Source organism: Rhodospirillaceae bacterium (genome assembly GCA_040219235.1).
In the GTDB taxonomy this organism is placed as follows: Bacteria; Pseudomonadota; Alphaproteobacteria; order Rhodospirillales; family Rhodospirillaceae; genus WLXB01.
Genome location: JAVJSV010000011.1, coordinates 350,152 through 371,044, shown reverse-complemented (window position 1 = coordinate 371,044; position 20,893 = coordinate 350,152). Strand labels below are relative to the sequence as shown.

The window sequence follows — 20,893 nt, the reverse complement described above, 5'->3', positions numbered from 1 at the left end:
CCCCGGCCTCAGTGACTGTGGCCGGCGTGGGGATCGGTCGGCAACCCGGCAGAGCCTTCGCCCATGTATTGCAGTTGGTAATGCCCCTGCACCACAACCTCTTCGCCGGGGAACACCCCTTCCAGGATTTCCGTATCCGCGCCGCTGACCAGGCCCTCAATGACTGCGCGGCGTTCAAAGTCATCGCCAATGCGAACAAACACGAAGCGATCTCCCAATCCGCCCAACACCGCCCGGCGGGGAATCACAATACCGGGCGTCGCCTCACCCACCGCCACAGACATCCGGCCCATCATGCCGGGGTAGAGCCTGCCGTCCAGATTATCGATCTCCGCATGCACCGTGAACAAGCCGGTGCCGTCTTCGCGCGCCATATACACCCGCGCCACTTCCGCCACCAAAGGTGTGCCGGGTAACGCATCAAGATACACGGTGGCGGTCTGCCCTGCTTTGATGCGCGTGATATCCGGACTTTCCATCATCGTGCCGTGTAACAGCATGCGTGACAGATCGGAGATTTCAAACAACACAGATGTCGCCTCAACGGTCTGGCCGATCCGCGCCGATTGCGCCGACACCACACCGGAAATAGGCGCAGACAACGTCAACGTGCTCGCCCCGGCAATGATCGGCTCAACCACGACCAAACGCTGGTTTACGGTTACTTGGTCGCCCAGAGTTGCGCGCACGTCGCGAATTTGACCCTCAAAGCGAGGACTCACATTTGCCTGCCGCTCGGGCAGCGCCTCCACAGAACTGATCAGTGTGACCGTTTCTTGCAAGGGGCGAATGTCTGCCGTCGCCGTGGCAATGCCCAGATTAGCCATTTGCACGGCGGTCAGAGTCAGCGGCCCACCAGCCTCGTCTGCATGATCGTGGTCATCGTGATCGTCATGATCGTCATGATCGTCATGATCGTCGTGATCGTCGTGATCGTCGTGATCATGCTGCTCTTGCGCGAACGCCGAGGTCATCACTGGCAGTGTGGCCATAACCAGCACGGCTAACATCAGACTCATCGTTTTGAAGAAAAATTTGGTCATTTAATTCACCTGTTCAATCTTGCCGCCGATGGCCCGCTCCAGGGCGACGCGGGCGTTCAAAGCGTCGATGACGGTTGCAATGGCATCGTCTTCCGCATCCAGCAGCGAGGCCTGAACTTGCCACAATCCCAGCAGGTTCGTTTGCCCCTGGTCGTACATGGCGCGGACGTCTTGATAGGTTTTGCGATAGGCCGGAACAATGCGGGTGTTGTAGGCCGTTGCCCGCGCGTCCAGCAATTCAAGCTGCCGGTACAAGCCCGTCACCAGGGCTTCCCGCGCCCCACCATTCAATCTCGCTAAATCTTGCCGGGCGTCCTGCACAGCAGATTTTGCGCGGGCCACATTGGCCGCGTTGGTGTTCCATAAGGGAATCTCCACGGCGACACCAACACCCCACACCCGGTCGGCGCCGCCGGGATCTATTTCATAATTAGCCCGCGGCGTGATCAATGGCAGGCGGTCTTTCTCGGCGACCGACAACCGCGCTTCGTTGACGGTAATCCGCGCCCGTGCCAAGCGGGCGCCAAAGTCGTTCTGTGCGGCAAACGCAAGAACCTGAGTGAGCGGCGGCAAAGGAGACGGCGCAGCAGCAGACGTCACCAGCGCACGTCCGTCGCCGCCCGTCTCAAAGGCCAGTTGCGCTTCCAACACCGCCCGTTCCGCTGCATGCAGCGTCGCGTCTTCGGCCCGGCGCAGGGCCTCCGGCAAAAACACGTTGAGTTGAACCGTTGGCACATTTTGCTGCTGAGCAATGCGCTCAATCTGATCGGTGATGTCTTTGGCTTCATCCGCCGCCTGACGGGCCATGGCTTCGCGTGACTGGGCCGCCCAATGGGCGAGATACAATTCCGTCACACGGTTGACCAGATCAAACAGTCCGGCTTCTTGTTCAACCGTGGCCGTTTGTCGGATGGCCGCCGCATACAACGGGCGCAGTTTAAAATCAGAGAACCGCAGTGGCTGGCTGATTTCAAACTCAATGCCAGCGCCAGCGCCCTTATCAGAATACCGGGCCAACACGCCAACTTCCGGGTTGGCTTTGGTTTCCACCTCAATCGCATCGGCCAGCCGCAGGGCCAGATCACGATCCAATTGTGCCACCTGCCCACTGTTGTGCAGCGCCTGGGCAATCACATCCGACAACGTCACGGGTGTTTGCGCCAATGCCGGCAGTGCAGCCGTCCCTAAAACACAGGCCACCCCGGTCGCGAGACTCAATCGCCGGACGGTCTGCGCTAAAATATTTTTCCTGGTCATGAACATGACCCCTCTATCTCTCATTCTCATCACACGCGCGGCTCGACGCCACACGCACCAGACCGACATGCACACGCAGGTCAGCTGTTATTAGAATGTCAGGACGAACTGACTGTGATTAGGCGATGGGGGGCTTAAAGGCCGGTGACACGCGCACAGCCGACAGAGCCGTAACGCGATCAGGCAGAGGCAGAGACATCCCCTTCGGGACAGAGAATGCGGCATCAATCATCAGAGCCGCAAAAGCAACATGACAATGATCACAGGTGTAGGGGTCGGCTTCAGCCGCATCATGAGAGATTGATTGCCCACTCTCATCTGCGACACTGGCCATAATACTGTGATCATCGGCGTCACAATGGTGATGGGTTAAATCAATGCCCAAGCCATCCGCCACCGCACTGGTAAGCGGCGGAGAAATCAGCAGGGCTGCCAAAAGACAGAACCACACTGCCCGGATATGCCGTCGAGTTGCCATATTTTGGACCCTACCATCATCTCAAACGTTGATCTAGTGAGTTAGGAAATAGAGCGTTACCGAATCAGACCTCACTAAGACCGGAACACAAAAGCTAAAATAAAAAGGACGACAGATTGCTGACACGCCTCAAAAGACTATTCACAAGAACACCTCCACCCGTCGCGCTTGGCGCGTATCACTCAAATTTTGGCGGTCTTTGGATAGACCGTAAAAACGCATCCCTGGAACTAACACGCCGCGCGCTCATTGAAGAGGTTTTGCCAATTACCCGACAGGCCGTCGCCCATTTTATGTCCAAGGGCTACGCCATCCTCCCTCGCGCGGTCCCCGAGGCCGTTGCCAATGACCTGACAGAGGTGATCACCGCTGCCTATGCCGAAGGGGATTCGCGCCTGCGCTATCACACCGACGGGGCAGAACACCATTTGCTAGAAGCCGGCACGGACCCGAAAGGCAAGAGCCTTGTTGAAGCCCATGCGGTTCTGCCCGAGGTACGCCGGGCGCTCAGCGCCCCAGCAATTTTGGAATTTCTGTCCACGATTTTTGATGAAACGCCTGTCCTCACCCAATCCCTGATCTTTCAAACCGGCTCTGAACAAGGTTTTCATCAGGATCCCGCTTTTGTTGTGTATGACAAACCTTTGTCCATGGCCGCCTGCTGGGTCGCGTTGGAAGACATTAAAGTGGGCTCCGGCGAACTCCGCTATCTGGTGAACAGTCACCGCCTGCCGGATTACGTCTTTTCCAATGGACGGCGGGACTCTCACGGCACATCCCCGGCGGAAGTGGAGTCTTTCCTGGCGTGGTTGATCACCCAGGCGCAACAGCGCGGCTTTAAACAAGAGACTTTTTTGGCCAAAAAAGGCGATGTCCTGATCTGGCACGCAGATCTGGTGCATGGCGACTGTCAGGTCACTGATCACGAGGCCACACGTCGTAGTCTGGTCGGGCATTTTTGCCCCGCGTCCGTTTATCCGCAATACGAGGGCGCCAAAAACCGCCGCCAAGACGGAGACCTGACCTACTCGAATTATATATACAACTTTAACAATCCAGCCGATCCGTCCAATAGAGCGCGCTAAACCGCTGATGCTGAACGCCGAATCCTGGACTCATGTGTCAACCAAGGATGCCCAAACACAGGTTTTCCAGGACAGATATTGCGGACTGGAATGGCTTGGCAGAGGTGAGTATGGTACGCAGCGCAGTGTAAAGCATGGGAACGCCTTTTCCTTAAGGTTTCCCGTAAGACTAAACCTCCAACCCATCTACAGGAGCCCGGGTGCGGAACATGAACCGCCTTCTTGTCAATTCAATCCGTAAAGCGGCAGCCCTAACAGTTGCCAGAGCCGCAGCGCTTAAAGTCGCGCTGCTGGCCGGCCTTTTGGCGTTCGGTGGCCCAACGCCTGTGGCCGCCCAACAAGAAGCCATGAGAATTGCGGCCGTGGTCAACGAAGACGTCATCTCCCTGTTTGACGTTCAGTCCCGCATTCAACTGTTTCTGATCACCTCTGGTATTGAAGACACCATTGAGATCCGCCAACGCCTGCTGCCTCAGGTGATGAATGCCCTGATCGAAGAGAAACTGAAACTTCAGGAAGCCCGGCGCGAGGAAATAGAGGCAACTGAACAGGACGTTCTGGCCGCGGTTCAATTGATTGAACAGAACAATGGCATGCAGCCCGGTGCCTTTAGCGCCATGCTCAACGAGCAGGGCATCGACCCCGGCACATTTTATGCCCAGGTGGAAGCCGATGTGGTGTGGCTGCGCGTGGTGCGTGAAGTCCTGGCCCGCGACATCTCCGTCTCCGAGGAAGAAGTGCAGGCCGTGATCGACCGCCTCATCGCCAATCAGGGCAAACCGGAATATCTGCTGGGCGAAATCTTTCTACCCATCGGGCTTGGTTCCCGGGAAGCCGACGTGCTCGATCTGGCGCAACGCCTTTCTGAACAAGCCCGCACGGGCACCCCGTTTCCGGCCTTAGCCCAACAGTTCTCCCAGAGCCCGACCGCAGCGGTCGGGGGCGACCTCGGCTGGATCACAACCGGTGAACTAGAGCCGGAATTGGACCGGGCCCTGGTGCGGATGAACCCGGGCGAGTTTTCCGATCCTATTCGCACGGTCTCGGGCTTTACCATTCTGGCCCTGCGTGACGAACGCGCCACGGCGGAAGCGTCTCCGCTGATGGCGGCTGTCACCCTCAGCCAAGTGTATCTGCCGACGGTCGGGCGGACGGCGCTCTCAGAACAACGCATCGATCAACTCTCCACAGCCCTGCAAACCCAAGTCTCCAGTTGCGACCAGATGAACAATTGGGCGACCGAAATTGGCGGCCCGGGCTCTGGCCCGGTTGATCTCATCCGCATCGGCGGCTTGCCGGAAGCCGTGCGCGATACGGTCTTAGACTTGCCCACCGGCAGGGTCAGTCCGCCGGTTGACGTCGCCGGGGCAAAGCTGTTCGTCATGATCTGTGAGCGGGAGGAAGATTCAGGATTGCCCTCACCAAACCAAGTCTACAGCCGTTTGGAAAACGAAAAGCTGGACACAATCTCACGTCAGCGATTGCGTGATCTCCGCCGCCAGGCGCTGATCGACGTTCGACTGTAATGTCCGCACCGGCCTCACCGGTTGCGCCCATACAGAGTGCGGCCCTCCCGCCGGCTCTCCCGGCCCCCCTCCCAATCGTAATAACCATGGGGGATCCCGCAGGGATTGGCGGCGACATCGTTCTCAAAGCCTGGGCAGAGCATCGTGAAGCGCTGCCGCCGTTTTTTGTCATTGATGATCCCGGTCGCCTCAGCGCCATTGCCCTTCAGCTCAAACTGGACTGCGCCATCCAAACCATTGCACGCCCGGTAGACGCTCTGGAGCATTTTGCTCGCGCTCTGCCCGTGCTGGCTGTTGACCCACCCCTTGCGACCCCGGCCACGCCCGGTACACCTGACCCTGGCAATACCGCCGCGATCATCGGCGCCATCGATCAAGCCGTGCAGTTGGTGCAAACCGGTCAAGCCTTGGCCATAGTCACCAACCCCATTCACAAAGCCAGTCTTCAAAATGCCGGATTCACCCACCCGGGTCATACGGAATATCTGGGGCATCTGGCCGGACCGGGCTATGACCCGGTGATGATGCTGGCCAGCGCAACGGTTGTGGGTGGACTGCGCGTTGTGCCCGTCACCATTCACATAGCCCATAAAGAGGCTGCGCACGCGCTGACCTCTGAAGCAATCATCAGCAATGGGCTGATCACAGCGCAGGCTTTACGCACGGATTTTGGGATAGAAACCCCACGCTTGGCTGTTGCAGCCCTCAACCCACACGCTGGGGAAGACGGCAAGTTTGGTGATGAAGAACAACGGATTATCGCACCTGCGGTCACAGCTTTGATTGAGCAGGGCCTCAACGCCATTGGCCCATTGCCGGCCGACACCTTATTTCATCGCGATGCCCGGGAGTCCTTCGATGCGGTCCTGTGCATGTATCACGATCAGGCCCTGATCCCCCTCAAGACCCTGGATTTCTATGGCGGCGTCAACGTCACACTGGGTTTGCCGTTTGTCCGCACCTCGCCCGACCACGGCACGGCTTTCGACTTGGCGGGCACCGGCAAAGCGCGCTGCGATAGTTTGGTGGCCGCTATACGTATGGCACAGAAAATTGCAGCACACCGCAGCACCGCAGACAGCAAAGCATAACCAGTGCCGCCACCCTTGCACCCACTCCCACCGTTGCGTGATGTCATCCGGGATCACGATCTGTCGGCCCGCAAAGGGCTCGGCCAGCACTTTCTGTTCGATCTCAACTTAACCGCGCGCATTGCCCGCGTGGCAGGGGATATCACCGAAGGCACCACCATCGAAATTGGCCCCGGTCCCGGCGGCCTGACCCGCGCCCTGCTGGAACAAGGCGCACAGGTGATCGCCATTGAGAAAGACCGCCGCTGCCTGGCCGCGCTGGCAGACGTCGCGGCGGCTTGGCCTGGGAAGTTGGATATTCAGGAACACGACGCACTTAAAGTTCAGGTTGAAACATTGGGGTCTGCTCCCCGGCGCATTGTCGCCAATCTGCCCTACAATATCGGCACCGAACTCCTGGTGCGCTGGCTGACAAAGCCCGAAGCCTTCACCTCGATCACGGTTATGGTTCAAAAAGAAGTGGCTGAGCGCATTGCCGCAGGCCCGGGCTCAAAGACCTATGGGCGATTGTCTATTCTGGCAGGCTGGCGCTGGGCCTCGAAACTGATGTTGGACATACCCCCGCAAGCCTTTGTGCCGCCGCCGCGGGTGGACTCGACCGTGATTCACATCACCCCGTTGTCGCAGCCGGTCGCCGACGCCAACCCGGATACGCTCTCGCGGGTCACCGCCGCCACCTTTGGCCAGCGCCGCAAGATGCTACGCTCCAGCCTTAAAACCCTCGGCAATGCAGAAGCTCTATGTGACGCCGTCGGTCTCGACCCGACGCTGAGGCCCGAGCAAGTGTCTGTGAAAGATTTTTGCGCCCTGGCCCGGGCCGTGGAGGCCACTGAGGCAAAAGCGGAAACGTGATCGCGTCAGGCAGATCCGGTCTTAAGTGCCCTGAGTGAGTGTGTTGAACACCCGACGGATGTAAGCTTGGCTGTCGAAGGTGCGCGCCACCGCGGCCTCTTCGTCTGGCACCCAAGCGTCGACCCCGCCTTCGGGAATCGCCTGACGCTCCACCAAAACCCGTTCCAGGGCATCCAACCGGGCGCGCGTGGCCCCGAGTTCATTGGTGAGAGCAATAATCATATCCCACTGCGCATCTGTCACCGGGTCCCCCATAAAGACAGGGCGGGGGGTGCGAGAGGCGGTACTCTCATCAACGGCGCTTTGCTCAACTTTGGTTTGCTCAACGGTGGTTTGCGAGTTGATGTGCGAAGATGTTGGGTGATGGTTCATTTTACGCCTCCGATGACAGTCCAGTTGCCGGTTCGGCCATAGTCTTCAAACTTGCCAGGAGTCTGAGCGTCTGTGGTCCATGGCACGGCAGAGATAGACCCCGTGAAGACGTCATCAGACGCAAAACCCGCATCGGTCATTTCTTTATGCAAGTTGAGTTGATGTAACTCGCTCCAGAAGGATTCGTTATTGTGGCGTCCGTCCCAGTCGCGCAACACTTGCTCAAACAGAGGCTTACCATCATAGCCGGGTTGTTCGGCGTGAAGGGTCAAGCCACCCGGAGCGGTGTGCGCCCGCGCGGTGCGGAAGATCGCCCGTAGGCCATCCAAGCTGGTTTCATGCAAAACAATGCAGGTATAAACGACGTCCGCTGTGCCGAGATCGTCCGGGAGCTGTTCGATATTGGCCTGAATAAATTTCACGTTGGACACACCCATCGCGGCAGCGCGTGCCGCTGCATAGCGCAACATTGGAGCGCCGGCGTCGAAGGCAATGACTTCAGCCTCTGGAAACGCTTGAGCGACAGCAACCGTGTTCAGTCCAGCGCCACAGCCCAGATCAAAGATGCGTGTGGGTTTCACATCAGGATAGTGGTCTTTCAACCAGGCGCTTAACGCGCGGCCAGCACCGTCAGAGTTGGGACCCGAGCGTCCGGGCACCGTCGAGTACAGACCAGCCTCATACGAGGCCCCCGCGCTTGCATCACCGGGAACACGATCAGTAACGTAACCGCCTGGCATCAAATGGGCATGCACCTCTGTCAGGTACGCAGGCATTTTCAAATCTGGGTCCAATTCAAGATTACCCGCAGACTCTGAGAGCGAAGAACAAACCGCCGCGTGTTCCGTGCGTTGCGGCACGAGGGCGTCGGTCAGCAGTTTTTGCCGTTGCTCCATGGCCCCGCGGCGTAGACGGCTCCACGCGGGATACAGCAATCCCTCTTCCAGCACCTCACGCGCCTCGTCACGGGTTTCCGGAGCACGGCCATGCTTAGCCACAAAATCTTCAACGCCTTTTTTTTCATAGTCGGCCTGCATGCGCGGCACCAGGGCTTGCGACAGGAAATGGTTGAGATGTGCAATACCATCGAGACGGGCGCGATCATCGTGCTGCAAACTGGGCAGAGCGCCATGGCGGCCAATGGTATCCCATGGCTGCGGTAACGTCCCGACATCCACTTGAGCAAGCGGAGGGTTATTATGGCCTGACACGGCCCGAGTTGGGGAAGGGTTAGGGACTGTGGACATGAAATGACTCCCGTAAGAAAAGGACTGAAGTCAACTTAGGGGGTTTCATAATTCAGAAAAATCAGGATTATACTGTTCTATCATCCTTTAATTCCTGATGAAATAATGAGCACCAATCCATGGGCACCAATCTCAGACGCCTCGACCTGACCCAGCTGGACTATCTCCGCCATGTCGAGCGCGCTGGCGGCGTAACTGCCGCCGCCACGGCCTTGAATGTCGCCCCGCAAACCATCAGTGGACAGATTCAGGTGTTAGAACAGCGCCTCGGCCAACCGTTGTTGGAGCGCGTTGGACGCGGCGTACAACTGACCGACGCTGGCCGCATGGTGTTGGAATACGGCGCGGACATGCTGAAGTGTGGCGAAGATCTCCTGCAGGCCCTTGAAGCAACAGACGGCCACGGCCCCGCGCGGTTTGCCGTGGGCGTGGGAGAATTGGTTCCCAAGCTGGTCGTGCGCCGCCTGCTGCGTCCCGTGACTGAGATGACACCCATGCCGCAACTGGTCTGCCGCGAGGGGTCAGAGGATAGTCTGATAAAAGAGTTGGTGGCACGCCGCCTGGATGCCTTGATCTTAAGTAGCGCCACTCCGCCCGACCTCGGGCTAGAGAACATGTTACTGGCTAAATCCGATGTCAGCGCCTATGGCGTGCCAGTCCTGGCCAAACGCTACCGGCAGACGTTTCCAAAATCCTTGCAGGGCGCGCCAATGCTATTACCCACCCAAGGCGTCGATGCGCGCCGATTGGTCGATACCTGGTTTGCCTCCCGCGACATTGTGCCGCATGTCGTAGGCGAGTTCGACGACGCAGCGTTGCGTGAAGTGTTCGGAGCCGCCGGAACCGGGTTGTTCCTCGCGCCGTCACTGGTTGCAGAGGAGTTGAAGGCTTTATATGGCGTCGAACACGTCGGCCTGTTTAAGGATCTGGTCGCACGCTACTTCCTGGTTTCACCGCCCCGTAAACGGCGACTGCCTGCGGAGACAGCTATCCGTTCTGCCTCACACGCGGACGCAAACAATGAGTAACGTCTAAATACAGAGCTGCTGAACGAGGTTCAAAAATTTTCGTTCACCAGTGACGAGTCAGAGGATTCTGATGGAGAGTCAACCGGTTACACGGACTCTCTCAGCCGTACTCGTTTCAAAAATGCGTAACCCTCTGACTCACAAGGAAAAGTACCTTCAAAAACCAACGTGCATGGGCTTGTTCGGTAGGATCAAGCCAACACAAAAAATATCGCGTTGCGAAGATGCGCTCCCTATTGAGGCTCGTCTGCTAAGAAGTCCGCAATCGGCGGCACAATCAAATCCGGCGCTTCCAGGCTTGGGAAATGCCCGGTGAGCGGCAACTCATGAATGGTTTTCGGCGCCTGAGTCATGCGGCTCGTCAGTTCCTCAAGTTGCTGCGGCGGCAGCACCGGATCATTCATCGCCCAGATCACTAGGGTCGGTGTTGTCACGGCCCCCAGATTTCGGTTGGCCTGATCAGGCGAGAAATTGGCGGGGATGAGAGGCCGCGCCAGAGGCTCACGCACCCGCCGGTTTTGGTCATACATCATCGTAATGAGATCATCGCCCAAACGTTCAGGCTGGCCCCACAGGTACGTGTAGTAAGTCTCCCAAAAGCCCCAGGTGCGGAATCTCAACAGGTCATCGCTGATCATCATGGCCCGACGCACGTCAGGGGGGCGCGCACTGCGTGGCACACTCACCGGCGCTGACGGCATATTCATCACCACCAGTTTGCTCACCCGCTCCGGATAATTTGCCGCCACCCGGGTGGCAACGGTGCCGCCACTGGACTGACCAATAAGGTGAAAAGTTCCCTCGACCCCAACATGATCCAGGAGGTCCATCACCATGCCATGCAGCGTGACATCTTCGCCAACCTCATTGGGACCTGCTGCCGCTGTTAGACCCCGACCGGGAAGTTCCATGCGGATCATGCGGTAGCGGTCTTTAAGACCGGCGACGACTCCGTCCCACGTGTGCAACGTACCTTCGGAGCCATGAATGAGCACAATGGGATAGCCCTCACCCTCATCCACATAATGCATGGATAGACCCGCAATATCGACGAACTGAGACTGGGACGTAGCATACATATCCCGCAGTTCTGCAAGGCTGAGGCGCATTTGATCGGAGCGAAACACCGCAAGTGTTGTCAGCGCGGCAACCACAATTGCGCCCAGAATCGCAATCGCTGTCATGAGTCGTAGTCCCATGCTTAATCCCCTCTTACTGCGTCGAATACAGATCTAATACATATGCTGGCCGCCGTTAATCGACATCGTCGACCCGGTTACGAAGTCTGCGTCATCGGCCACCAAAAACAGAACGCCCCGTGCGATATCGTGCGCCTTTCCTAAACGCCCCGCAGGGATACCAGCGATAATTTTCTCAAGAACCGGCTCCGGCACAGACCGCACCATATCTGTATCCACATATCCAGGCGCAATCGCGTTGACTGTAATACCAGCTTTGGCACCCTCTTGCGCTAAGGCTTTGGTAAACCCGTGAATGCCCGATTTAGCCGCAGCGTAGTTGACTTGGCCATACTGCCCGGCCTGTCCGTTGATGGAACCAATGTTAACAATGCGGCCAAATTTACGTTCGCGCATACCCTCAATCACCGAGCGCGACATATTGAAGCAAGATCCGAGGTTGGTGTCGATCACCTGCTGCCACTGGGTGTGATCCATTTTATGCATCGTGCCGTCCCGAGTGATGCCCGCGTTGTTCACCAGGATATCAATCGGCCCAAGATCAGCCGTGATCTTGGCTGCACCTGTTTGGCAGGCCCCAAAATCTGACACGTCCCATTTATAGCAGCGTATGCCCGTTTCTTCCTGGCACAGCTTCGCCGCTTCATCGTTGCCACCATAAGACGCTGCAACTTTATATCCAGCACCCAGAAGCGCCTCTGCGATGGCCCGTCCGATACCCCGTGTTCCGCCCGTCACCAATGCAACGCGTTGTGCCGACATATCCCACTCCTAATATTTCATTTCTATATACGAGGTTATGATAGGACTCATTTGACCCTGTGGTCATAAAATTTTGGCCTTCAGCGTGTTGACTTTCGAGTTTCAGGCTCTTAACACCCGGTTCATTCAATAAAACGCGCAACTGGTCACGTCACGATGCATATGTCTCCTTTCACATCTGTTCGAAAGAACCTCCTGCCCTAAAGTGCCGCGGTCCTTTTTTGGAGCCAGCGTGCACTGCACAACCGCTCCTGACGAAAGACCGACCCGTGACCCACCCTCCTCAGCTTCATTCGCCACCCACCCCGCAGCAAGAACTGCGCGCGACATTGCATCTCGCTCTGCCTTTGGCTGGGGCGCAGCTGGCCCAGATGGGGATGGGCCTGACCGATACCATTATGCTCGGGGCTGTCGGGCGCGACGCCTTAGCTGCCGGCGGACTCGGTGGTTCGGTATTTTTTATGGTCGCAGGCATGTTCCAGAATGTGGTGGCCAGCGTGGCCATCCTGATTTCGCACGCGCGCGGCTCTGGCGACACCAGTCAGATCGATGATATTTTCCGGGCTGGGCTTTTGCTGGCGCTGCTCGGCACGTTGCCGCTCGTCCTCCTGTTGTGGAATATCGAACCCGCGTTGTTGTGGATTGGGGAGCCGCCCAGGCTGGCGGCAGACGTCACCGCGTATCTTCAGATCATCGTGCTCGGCACACCTGCGGCCATGATCATGGCAGCCATGCGCTTTTATTTATCTGCGATGAATCATCCGCGTTTGATCCTCATCGCAGCAGTGATCGGTCTTATCGCCAACGGCTTTTTAAATTACGCCCTGATCTTCGGCACCTGGGGCTTTCCGGAGATGGGCTATCTAGGTGCCAGCACGGCCTCGGTCGTTGTGATGTGGGTTGTTGCCATCGCCACCGCCATCGCTATTCGCCTCACGCCGGCCCTCAAAACCGGGCGCGTGTTTGCTGCGATCAACTGGAACATCTTTGCCGAGTTAAACCGCCTGGGGTGGCCAATTGCCGTCATTTTCAGCACCGAGACCATGTTGTTCATGGTCGCGGCTTTGCTCATGGGCACCTTGGGCACCACGGCCTTGGCCGCCCACCAAGTCACCATCATGATTGCGGCAACCGTATTTATGCTGCCCCTGGCTGTCGGGCAGGCGGCCAACGTCCGTGTTGGGTATCACATGGGCGCGGGGCTGCCTCATGCGGCCTTTCGCGCCGGCAAAACAGCGCTCGGTATTGGGTTAGCGATTACGATCATTTCAGCGACTCTGATCATCCTCTTTCCCCTGGAACTGACCCTGTTGTTCCAATTGGACCCCAATAACGCAGAGGATGCCGTGGTCATCGCGCTCGTGGTCGAACTGCTTGCGATCTGCGCCATCTTTCAGATTTTCGATGGGGCGCAAGCCATCGGAGCAGGTGTGCTGCGCGGCTACAAAGATACCCGCGTGCCTGTTGTCCTGGCGACGATTGGTTACTGGGGGGTTGGTTTTACCACTGGCTGGACGCTCGCCTTCCCTCTGGGTCTCGGTCCTTATGGGCTCTGGTGGGGCCTTGCGACGGGACTCGCCGCCGCTGCCATTCTGCTGTGCGGACGATTCCTGATCATCAGCAAAAGAGCGATCACGGCTCTGCCGTAAAACTATAATGCTTTACCGTAATGCTGCGTTTTATCGCCCAAGGTGACGATCAAAAAAGTCCCAAATGACCTGATGAGCAGTGGCCGCTTCTTCTGTGCCAGGGAACAAAAAGAAGTGGCCATGCCCCAGACCTTCCTGAATAAAGAGCTCTGCACGGGCGCCCGATTTCAGCAGATTGGTGTGGGTTATGACCGCGTTGCTCATGGCAATATCGCGGGTGCCACTCAACATCAAAGTCGGCGGATACTGGCCTAGCACATCGGGATATTCGCCAGGCGTAATGAACAGGGTGTTTTGATCAACACCTTCAAAGTAGTTGCGCGGGCGGGCGTCTAAATCAGCTGCCGAGACCGGGGCAGAAGCGTTCATCAAAGCACTGGTTGTGGCAGAATCACCGCCAAACCAGAATGTACTCATAGCGCCGGAACAAAACACACCAATGGCACCCGGCAATGGCAAGCCTTTATCCAGCAACCAGGGGATCATCTGCGCTGTCAGCGTTCCCCCAGCAGAACACCCATACAGACCAATGTTTTCCGGCTTGGTGGTTTTGAGGACATGGCGATACACCGCTTCCATATCTTCGCTGGCCGCCGGATATCCGTACTCGGGCGCCAGACGATAATCGACAGCAATCACTTTGACTCCGCCATGCCCCGCCAACGGTACAGCTTCCAATTGTCCGCCATAGGCGCTGCCAAACATGAAGCCGCCCATATGGGCATTGATCAGGACGCGGTTCTCATTCTCTGGTGCAATGCCTGAGTCCGGTGTCACGACATACGTGCGCACACCGTCAATCATGGTTTCCTCAACGCTGGACGGAAAGATCTTCAGCCAGGCATCGAGCTGCGCTTTCGACATCTTGTCAGACCGCGCGCGGACCGCATCCAATCCATCGGTCATTGAGGTCGGATCAGACTCGCGCAGGCGACGTGTAAACTCAGTCTTGATATCCTCGCCAAGAAAGCTCGACATGGGCACGCCCGCGATTTCGCCACGGATTGTGCCGTCCTCATCGACCACAGGTCTCATACCCTGCTGAGCTAAAGCAGGTATGCTGACCATCGCGAACAGGGCTGCGACTGACAGTGTCTTAAAAGTGGGCATATCTTGATCTCCGGATGCTGTTTGATGTCAGCTTAACCGTGACCATGACCGAGTACTAGGGACAGAATGCAAGAGGAAGTGGAACGCCGCTTAGGCTCGCTCAACGCACATGGCAATGCCCATGCCGCCGCCAATGCACAGCGTTGTTAGGCCCTTCTTGGCATCACGGCGCTGCATTTCATGCAACAACGTGACCAGGACACGACACCCTGAAGCACCGATGGGATGGCCCAGGGCAATCGCACCACCATTGACGTTGACCTTGTCTGGATCAAAACCAAGATCCCCACATACAGCAAGAGATTGCGCTGCAAACGCCTCGTTGGCTTCAATAAGATCAAGATCATCGACCGTCCAGCCCGCTTTTTCGAGCGCCGCACGAGAGGCCGGAATGGGGCCTGTGCCCATGATCGCCGGATCAACGCCAGCCTGGGCCCACGAGGCGATGCGTGCCAGTGGCTTGAGACCACGCTTTTTCGCTTCATCTGCGGTCATCAACACAACCGCGGCAGCGCCATCGTTAATGCCAGAGGCGTTACCAGCTGTGACGGTGCCATCTTTGGAAAATGCAGGACGCAATTTGCCGAGCGACTCAGCGGTCGCACCAGCGCGCGGATATTCGTCTTTATCGAAAATCTTTTCTTCGCGTTTCACTTTGATGGTGACCGGCACGATTTCGTCTTTGAAACGATTTTCGGCCAGCGCCTTCTCAGCTTTCTGTTGTGAGTGAGCCGCGAATTCATCCTGCGCGTCACGGGTCAGTTGCCATTTCTCGGCAATGTTCTCTGCCGTGGTGCCCATGTGATACCCGTTAAAGGCATCCCAGAGACCATCTTTGATCATGGTATCCGTCAACTGCGTGTCACCCATCTTGGTGCCACTGCGCAAGTACGTGCAATGCACGGAGTTGGACATGCTTTCCTGGCCGCCGGCCACCACGATGGAATTGTCGCCCGCAATAATAGCGCTCGCCCCCAAGGCAACGGCTTTCAGACCCGACCCACAGACTTGGTTGATGGTCATGGCCGGCACTTCTTTCGGCACACCCGCACCAATAGACGCTTGGCGTGCGGGGTTTTGTCCGACACCTGCCGCCAGGACCTGCCCCATGATGACCTCAGACACATCAGCGGCCTCGACTTGAGAGCGAGACAACGCCTCTTTGATCACGATCTCGCCCAGGTCAGAGGCTTGAAGACCTGAAAGACTGCCTGAGAAAGCTCCGATGGGTGTGCGTACAGCCGAAGTGATGACGATGTCTGTCATGATAATCTCCTGTCCAGAATCACGGCGGCAGGAACATGACATTTTGCCGCAGCGCGATATTTTTATTTTTGCGTTGCAGCATTAATAATCCAGTCTGACACCGGATCATAGACCTCTTGTACCGCACGGCGCCCTGTCATCATGCCAATATGCCCCAAGGCCACAGACCGAACAGTGGCCCCCGGAACCAGTGAAGCCAGGGATTCTGCCGATTTTGGCGGCACAATCCGGTCTCTCGCCGGAATCACAGCGAGGGTAGGACACGTTATTTTTTCAGGCGCAACAACGATGCCATCAACCAGCCAACGGCCGAATTTAGGGGCATTTTCGAGATACCAGTCCAATAAACAGGCTTTAGCTACAGGTCCAGCCAGGGGCACGCCATCGTTCAGCCAATCTTCCAGAACCACGAAGCGTTTGGCCTGATCGCTCGCTTGATCCATCTCAGCAAAAGAGCGGAATTTGCGCCCGGTCAGTGTTGGGTCGAGCCCCGCAAACAACGCCTGCAACAGATCAACTGGAGCTTGGCCAAGAGACTGCAATGTCGCCTCTAGCGATGGCTTTGCAAGACTCAGCCAACGCCGGAGACCGTCGCTGTCCTGATGGAAATCCCAAGGGGCCGCCAACAGCACCAAGGCAGAAACCAGGTCAGGGCGCAGAACCGGAGGGGCCGTCGCCAACGTGCCCCCCATACAATAGCCGACCATTGCCGGTGGCTGGCCGTGCGCGCGCTTGAGGTCCTCTAGTACGGGCACGAGCACGTCGGAGATGTAATCGTCTAAGGTTGCATCGGCGCGAAAAACAGAATCGTCAGTCCAATCCAACAGGTAGGGCGTCAAACCCCGTGCTGCCAGATGCCGCATGAAACTGCGGTCTTCAAACAGATCAAGGACATAAGACTTATTGATCAGCGAGGGTACGACAAGCACAGGCGGGCCATCGGTTTGAGTGCCATACCGGAGAACTGGCGCAACTGTGCTCTCTGTCCATTTATGAGGGGGACTCACAACGCGTCGATGCGCATGACTTTGATATGAGGTCACACCAGCGGCAAACTTTGCCATCTGGTCCTGACCAACACGGGTGAGGGCGTCAAGAAAGGCTTTAGGGTCAACCCGCTCTGTCCACGGTTTACTTTGAGCGTTTTGTTGATCCTTTTTTGGGCTCTTTTTTTGCCCCCGGTTTTGAAGTTCGCTTTGATCCTGACTTCCCAGGATTTCGTCCAACGCTTGATTTATCGGGTTCGAGAGCGGCGACTCTTTGCTCCAGGGCGTCAAGCCGGCGAAGCACATCTGCATAACCAGCGCTTCCGCCGTCAGATGAAGAGGCAGAGGTCTTGGCCCCAGCCGCTGCGCCAGTTGCTGAGGCGGCAGCGTTTTGAACAGCCCCTCTAAGGGCGGCGGCATAAGTGTCGACTGCGTCAGGGGTCCATCCTAAGCTTTTGGCTGCGCCTTCAAAAACGGGACGCCACGCTTCCATTACCGACGGATCACCGGAAACCTGAGCAAGTTGGTCCTGCCACAACGAAATATACCGCTTTGCCAGGGCATCCATATCTTCCGTATCCGCCATATACTTACTATATCGCTGACATTCCCCAAGAGCCAGACTTGAGACGTCTGGATTTCTGGAGCCAGACTTGATTTTTGATGAACGCTCTGAAGACCAATAGCAAGTGAGAGAATCGTTAATCGTGCAAAGCACGCTTTGACTCCTAAAGTTGTGCAAAGCACAATAGACTTCAGCAGAGCTGCGCTGAGACGCAGTCTGGTAGACCTATGGAAAGGCACAGTTAATGGCCGACAAGTCCAAAGATGGTGACGTGATCAAGATCAAGAAGTACGCCAATAGGCGGCTCTACAACACCAAGACGTCTAGCTATGTCACACTTGATCACTTGGCCGAGATGATCAAACAAGACGAAGACTTCATAGTGGTCGATGCCAAGACTGGCGAAGATCTGACGCGCTCAGTCTTAACTCAGATTATTGTTGAGCAAGAAGGCAAAGGGCAAAATTTGCTCCCGATTAAATTCCTGCGGCATATCATAGGTTTTTATGGCGACTCTCTTGGTGGCGTTTTACCGCGCTACCTAGAAGAAAGCATGGAGACGTTTTCTCAGAATGAGCAACGCATGCGCGACACCATGCAGCATGCTTTCAAAGGGTTTTTTCCGGTCGAACAATTCGAGGACATGGCCAAACAAAATATGGCGATGTTTGAGAATGCCATGAAGATGATGACTCCTTTTGCGTCACAGGAAACCGGCCAATCCACAGATCAAAAATCGCCCGAAGCAGAGTCACAGAGTGCGGGCAAGCAGGACCGAGACGCCAAATCAGGTGGCAATGTCGATGACCTTAAGGCCCAGCTTGATGCGATGCAGAGCCAAATAGAAGGCCTGATGAGAGACCGAAAATCTTGAGCGAGAGCGCAACCCTCCCTAAACCATGGGTTTAACAGGTCGCAGTTCACTTAACATTTATTTACAAAATGGTTGCAGTAATCAGGCTGCCACCCTCGTAGACTGCGTCAACATCATTACAGGTTTTACATCTTAAAGTTGATGGTAATCTGAAATGGCGTGGTCCCTGAGTTCATCGAGTGGAGTATCTCATGACTGATTCCAACGCAGCCTCAAACGCAACAGTTGTCTCGTTTACGCGCGACCCGGACGAACCCGCAAACAAGGCCAGCGATATCGACAAACACGTGGGCAATCGCATCAGAGAGCGACGTATCATGCTGGGCCTCAGTCAGCAGCAGATGGCAGACATGATTGGCGTGACGTATCAGCAAGCCCATAAATATGAGCGGGGGATCAACCGGATTTCCGCTGGACGCCTGTATGAGATCACACAGGTTTTAGATGTTCCCATTTCCTATTTCTTCGAAGGCATCGAGCAGATGGAAACGCATTCGCCCGCGCCGCGTCAGCGGATGTGCCTTGAACTCGCGCGCAACTTTTCAAGCATTGAAAATGAAAAGCATCAGGAAGCATTGAGCCAACTGGCACGCGCGTTGGCTCCCGTAGCCTAGCACGCACGCCTAAGACCCTAGATCACGCACCACGCGAAACCCAATGGTGTAGCTCCAAAGGGTTTGCGCGTTGGGTTTTCGGGCCGCCGATGTTGCAAGAATAGGCACGTAATACCAATCGCCCCCACGCGTGACGCGGGAGGTGCATTGAGGGCTTTCGACATCAAGCTGTTCTAAAGCTCCGTGATTTTGCGTCCAGCAATCCTCCACCCATTCGGATACATTGCCGCTCATATCGAATAAGCCAAAACCATTTGGCGCGAATTGTGCGACGGGCGCCGACCCTATGCCGCTCCACTTGGTGCCACATTTACGACAATTCGCGTGCCCGGATCCCACCTCGTCTCCCCATGGGAATCGCGTCACCGAGCCACCGCGCGCGGCATATTCCCACTCTTGCTCTGAGGGCAACCGATAAGACTCCCCGGTCTTTTCACTGAGCCATGCGGCATAATCCACCGCGTCCTGCCAGGCGACATTGATGATAGGTCGAGTCCCACGCCCCCAACCATGATCGCTTTTATTGCCCGTGCAGCCCCCTGCCTGCACACAGACCTCGTATTGATCAAACGTAATTTCCGTGGCCGCGATGGCAAACCGATAAGGGATCGCTACATCCTGTTCCGGGCCGTAGGTGTCGCGCTGATCATTGGCCCCAAACACAAATCGACCAGACGGCAGTACCACCATTTCAGGGCAGTCTGCACAATCCTGAATGACTTCGGGAGGCACAGTGGCGCGCGCGTCCGTACTCAGCGCAGACGCATAAAGCAGAAGCGCACTCAAATTGATGATTAAACGGCTGACCATTCCGCCCTCACATCTGCATCAGATTCCTTAGAAAGTGCAGAGCCTTTTTTCTGTCGCGCACATTCAGGCGCAATACGCGACAAAGCCCAAACGGCCATAGCACGCACCAACGGAGACTCGTCGTCACACAGAGGTTCCACACACTTAGTCAGCGAAGCCAAACCACTGTTTCCAATCGCAATCAACACGTTACGAACAAACCTGTGCCGCCCAATGCGTTTGATCGGAGAGCCGGCGAAAACCTGTCGAAAGGCCGCATCATCCAACTGCACCAACTCCGCCAGCCGTGGCGCTTCCAATTCGATCCGAGGGTTAAAAACAGCCGGATCAGCAACTTGGGCAAACTTATTCCACGGACACACAGCGAGACAATCATCACAGCCATAGATACGGTTGCCCATTAAGGATCTTAATTCCAGATCTATGTGGCCTTTGTGTTCAATGGTCAGATAAGAGATGCAGCGGCGCGCATCCAGACGACGCGCATCGATAAAGGCATGCGTTGGGCACACATCCAGACATTTTTGACATGAGCCGCAATGATCTTGCTCTGCATCATCAACAGGAAGCGCCAGCGTGGTGAACAACTCACCCAGAAAAATCCAAGACCCATATGTGCGGGACACAACGTTGGTGTGTTTTCCCTGCCAACCCAACCCTGCAGACTCAGCCAGCGGTTTTTCAAGCACTGGTGCCGTATCCACAAACACCTTCAATTCAGACTCTTGTCTTTGCTCGATCAACCAGCGTGCAAGGGCCTTCAACCGTTTCTTCAATACATCATGATAATCACGACCACGTGCATACACACTGATCGCGCCCCGGTCTGCGCGGTTCAGCAGCTCCAAGGGGTCAGTCTTTGGGCCATAGTTGACAGCGACGGAGATCACGGAGCGCACCTCTGACCACAAAGACTGAGGTGACTGACGGCGTTGCAATGTCTCTGCCATCCACGCCATATCGCCGTGATAACCCGCTGCCACAAAGTCCGACACGGAGGCCGCAATGTCATCTGATAAGTCAGGAGAGCTGACGCGCACATCATCAAAACCGAGCCGCTTGGCCTCAGTCACCAAAGC

Annotated in this window: 21 protein-coding genes; 8 read left to right on the top strand and 13 right to left on the bottom strand. The window is 56.5% G+C overall.

The genetic code is table 11. From position 1 onward, the window contains the following. Nucleotides 1-8: 8 nt before the first annotated feature. From RIC29_05760 to RIC29_05750, 3 genes are all read right to left on the bottom strand, one after another. Nucleotides 9-1,043 (bottom strand): efflux RND transporter periplasmic adaptor subunit, encoded by a 1,035-nt coding sequence (locus RIC29_05760; GenBank protein MEQ8734409.1) that lies wholly within the window; start codon nucleotides 1,041-1,043, stop codon nucleotides 9-11. Beyond that, nucleotides 1,044-2,300, bottom strand: coding sequence for a TolC family protein (locus RIC29_05755; protein MEQ8734408.1), 1,257 nt, complete (start codon nucleotides 2,298-2,300; stop codon nucleotides 1,044-1,046). It abuts the gene before it with no gap. A gap of 118 nt (nucleotides 2,301-2,418) precedes the next feature. Then, the gene (locus RIC29_05750; GenBank protein ID MEQ8734407.1) at nucleotides 2,419-2,778 is read right to left on the bottom strand and encodes a hypothetical protein; all 360 of its coding nucleotides are present in this window, start codon (nucleotides 2,776-2,778) and stop codon (nucleotides 2,419-2,421) included. A gap of 116 nt (nucleotides 2,779-2,894) precedes the next feature. Here RIC29_05750 and RIC29_05745 point away from each other — a divergent pair, with 116 nt between their 5' ends. The 4 genes from RIC29_05745 (at nucleotide 2,895) to rsmA (ending at nucleotide 7,332) form a co-directional block, all read left to right on the top strand. Next, nucleotides 2,895-3,863 (top strand): phytanoyl-CoA dioxygenase family protein, encoded by a 969-nt coding sequence (locus RIC29_05745; GenBank protein ID MEQ8734406.1) that lies wholly within the window; start codon nucleotides 2,895-2,897, stop codon nucleotides 3,861-3,863. Nucleotides 3,864-4,072: 209 nt separating this feature from the next. Further along, complete coding sequence (locus tag RIC29_05740) at nucleotides 4,073-5,389, top strand: peptidylprolyl isomerase (protein MEQ8734405.1); 1,317 nt, start codon at nucleotides 4,073-4,075, stop codon at nucleotides 5,387-5,389. Continuing rightward, on the top strand, nucleotides 5,389-6,480 hold the full coding sequence (gene pdxA / locus RIC29_05735; GenBank protein ID MEQ8734404.1) for a 4-hydroxythreonine-4-phosphate dehydrogenase PdxA: 1,092 nt from the start codon (nucleotides 5,389-5,391) through the stop codon (nucleotides 6,478-6,480). Before RIC29_05740 ends, pdxA begins: the two co-directional genes overlap by 1 nt. 3 nt (nucleotides 6,481-6,483) lie before the next feature. Further along, nucleotides 6,484-7,332, top strand: coding sequence for a 16S rRNA (adenine(1518)-N(6)/adenine(1519)-N(6))-dimethyltransferase RsmA (gene rsmA / locus RIC29_05730; protein MEQ8734403.1), 849 nt, complete (start codon nucleotides 6,484-6,486; stop codon nucleotides 7,330-7,332). A gap of 21 nt (nucleotides 7,333-7,353) precedes the next feature. Here rsmA and RIC29_05725 read toward each other — a convergent pair whose 3' ends face one another. Together RIC29_05725 and RIC29_05720 are read right to left on the bottom strand one after the other, a co-directional pair. Beyond that, on the bottom strand, nucleotides 7,354-7,704 hold the full coding sequence (locus RIC29_05725) for a hypothetical protein (protein ID MEQ8734402.1): 351 nt from the start codon (nucleotides 7,702-7,704) through the stop codon (nucleotides 7,354-7,356). After that, on the bottom strand, nucleotides 7,701-8,951 hold the full coding sequence (locus RIC29_05720) for a class I SAM-dependent methyltransferase (GenBank protein ID MEQ8734401.1): 1,251 nt from the start codon (nucleotides 8,949-8,951) through the stop codon (nucleotides 7,701-7,703). Before RIC29_05720 ends, RIC29_05725 begins: the two co-directional genes overlap by 4 nt. Nucleotides 8,952-9,070: 119 nt before the next feature. Between RIC29_05720 and RIC29_05715 the strand changes: the two genes are divergently transcribed. Further along, on the top strand, nucleotides 9,071-9,979 hold the full coding sequence (locus RIC29_05715) for a LysR family transcriptional regulator (protein ID MEQ8734400.1): 909 nt from the start codon (nucleotides 9,071-9,073) through the stop codon (nucleotides 9,977-9,979). Between the two features lie 233 nt (nucleotides 9,980-10,212). Here RIC29_05715 and RIC29_05710 read toward each other — a convergent pair whose 3' ends face one another. Together RIC29_05710 and phbB are read right to left on the bottom strand one after the other, a co-directional pair. Further along, nucleotides 10,213-11,178 (bottom strand): alpha/beta hydrolase, encoded by a 966-nt coding sequence (locus RIC29_05710; GenBank protein ID MEQ8734399.1) that lies wholly within the window; start codon nucleotides 11,176-11,178, stop codon nucleotides 10,213-10,215. A 33-nt stretch (nucleotides 11,179-11,211) separates the two neighbouring features. Continuing rightward, a complete protein-coding gene (phbB, locus tag RIC29_05705) occupies nucleotides 11,212-11,940 on the bottom strand; it encodes an acetoacetyl-CoA reductase (GenBank protein ID MEQ8734398.1) in 729 nt (242 codons plus the stop codon). Nucleotides 11,941-12,209: 269 nt separating this feature from the next. Here phbB and RIC29_05700 point away from each other — a divergent pair, with 269 nt between their 5' ends. Next, complete coding sequence (locus tag RIC29_05700; protein ID MEQ8734397.1) at nucleotides 12,210-13,589, top strand: MATE family efflux transporter; 1,380 nt, start codon at nucleotides 12,210-12,212, stop codon at nucleotides 13,587-13,589. 30 nt (nucleotides 13,590-13,619) lie between these two features. Here the strand turns inward: RIC29_05700 and RIC29_05695 are convergent, their stop codons facing one another. The 4 genes from RIC29_05695 to RIC29_05680 all read right to left on the bottom strand — a co-directional run bounded on the left by RIC29_05695 (nucleotide 13,620) and on the right by RIC29_05680 (nucleotide 17,669). Then, nucleotides 13,620-14,699 (bottom strand): alpha/beta hydrolase, encoded by a 1,080-nt coding sequence (locus tag RIC29_05695; protein ID MEQ8734396.1) that lies wholly within the window; start codon nucleotides 14,697-14,699, stop codon nucleotides 13,620-13,622. Between the two features lie 90 nt (nucleotides 14,700-14,789). Beyond that, nucleotides 14,790-15,965, bottom strand: a complete 1,176-nt coding sequence (locus RIC29_05690) for an acetyl-CoA C-acetyltransferase (GenBank protein MEQ8734395.1) — start codon at nucleotides 15,963-15,965, stop codon at nucleotides 14,790-14,792. 62 nt (nucleotides 15,966-16,027) lie between these two features. Continuing rightward, nucleotides 16,028-17,029, bottom strand: a complete 1,002-nt coding sequence (locus tag RIC29_05685) for an alpha/beta fold hydrolase (protein ID MEQ8734394.1) — start codon at nucleotides 17,027-17,029, stop codon at nucleotides 16,028-16,030. A 67-nt stretch (nucleotides 17,030-17,096) separates the two neighbouring features. After that, nucleotides 17,097-17,669: a hypothetical protein gene (locus tag RIC29_05680; GenBank protein MEQ8734393.1), complete on the bottom strand. Its 573-nt coding sequence runs from the start codon at nucleotides 17,667-17,669 to the stop codon at nucleotides 17,097-17,099. Nucleotides 17,670-17,760: 91 nt separating this feature from the next. Between RIC29_05680 and phaR the strand changes: the two genes are divergently transcribed. Together phaR and RIC29_05670 are read left to right on the top strand one after the other, a co-directional pair. Beyond that, entirely contained in the window at nucleotides 17,761-18,390 is a 630-nt protein-coding gene (phaR, locus tag RIC29_05675) for a polyhydroxyalkanoate synthesis repressor PhaR (GenBank protein ID MEQ8734392.1), read from the top strand. Nucleotides 18,391-18,581: 191 nt separating this feature from the next. Further along, nucleotides 18,582-19,004: a helix-turn-helix transcriptional regulator gene (locus RIC29_05670; GenBank protein MEQ8734391.1), complete on the top strand. Its 423-nt coding sequence runs from the start codon at nucleotides 18,582-18,584 to the stop codon at nucleotides 19,002-19,004. A 9-nt stretch (nucleotides 19,005-19,013) separates the two neighbouring features. Here the strand turns inward: RIC29_05670 and RIC29_05665 are convergent, their stop codons facing one another. Next, nucleotides 19,014-19,814 carry an SUMF1/EgtB/PvdO family nonheme iron enzyme gene (locus RIC29_05665; GenBank protein MEQ8734390.1) on the bottom strand — a complete coding sequence of 267 codons (801 nt, stop codon included), beginning with the start codon at nucleotides 19,812-19,814 and terminating at the stop codon, nucleotides 19,014-19,016. Then, complete coding sequence (queG, locus tag RIC29_05660) at nucleotides 19,799-20,890, bottom strand: tRNA epoxyqueuosine(34) reductase QueG (GenBank protein MEQ8734389.1); 1,092 nt, start codon at nucleotides 20,888-20,890, stop codon at nucleotides 19,799-19,801. The genes RIC29_05665 and queG overlap by 16 nt, the downstream gene beginning before the upstream one ends. Nucleotides 20,891-20,893 lie beyond the last annotated feature (3 nt).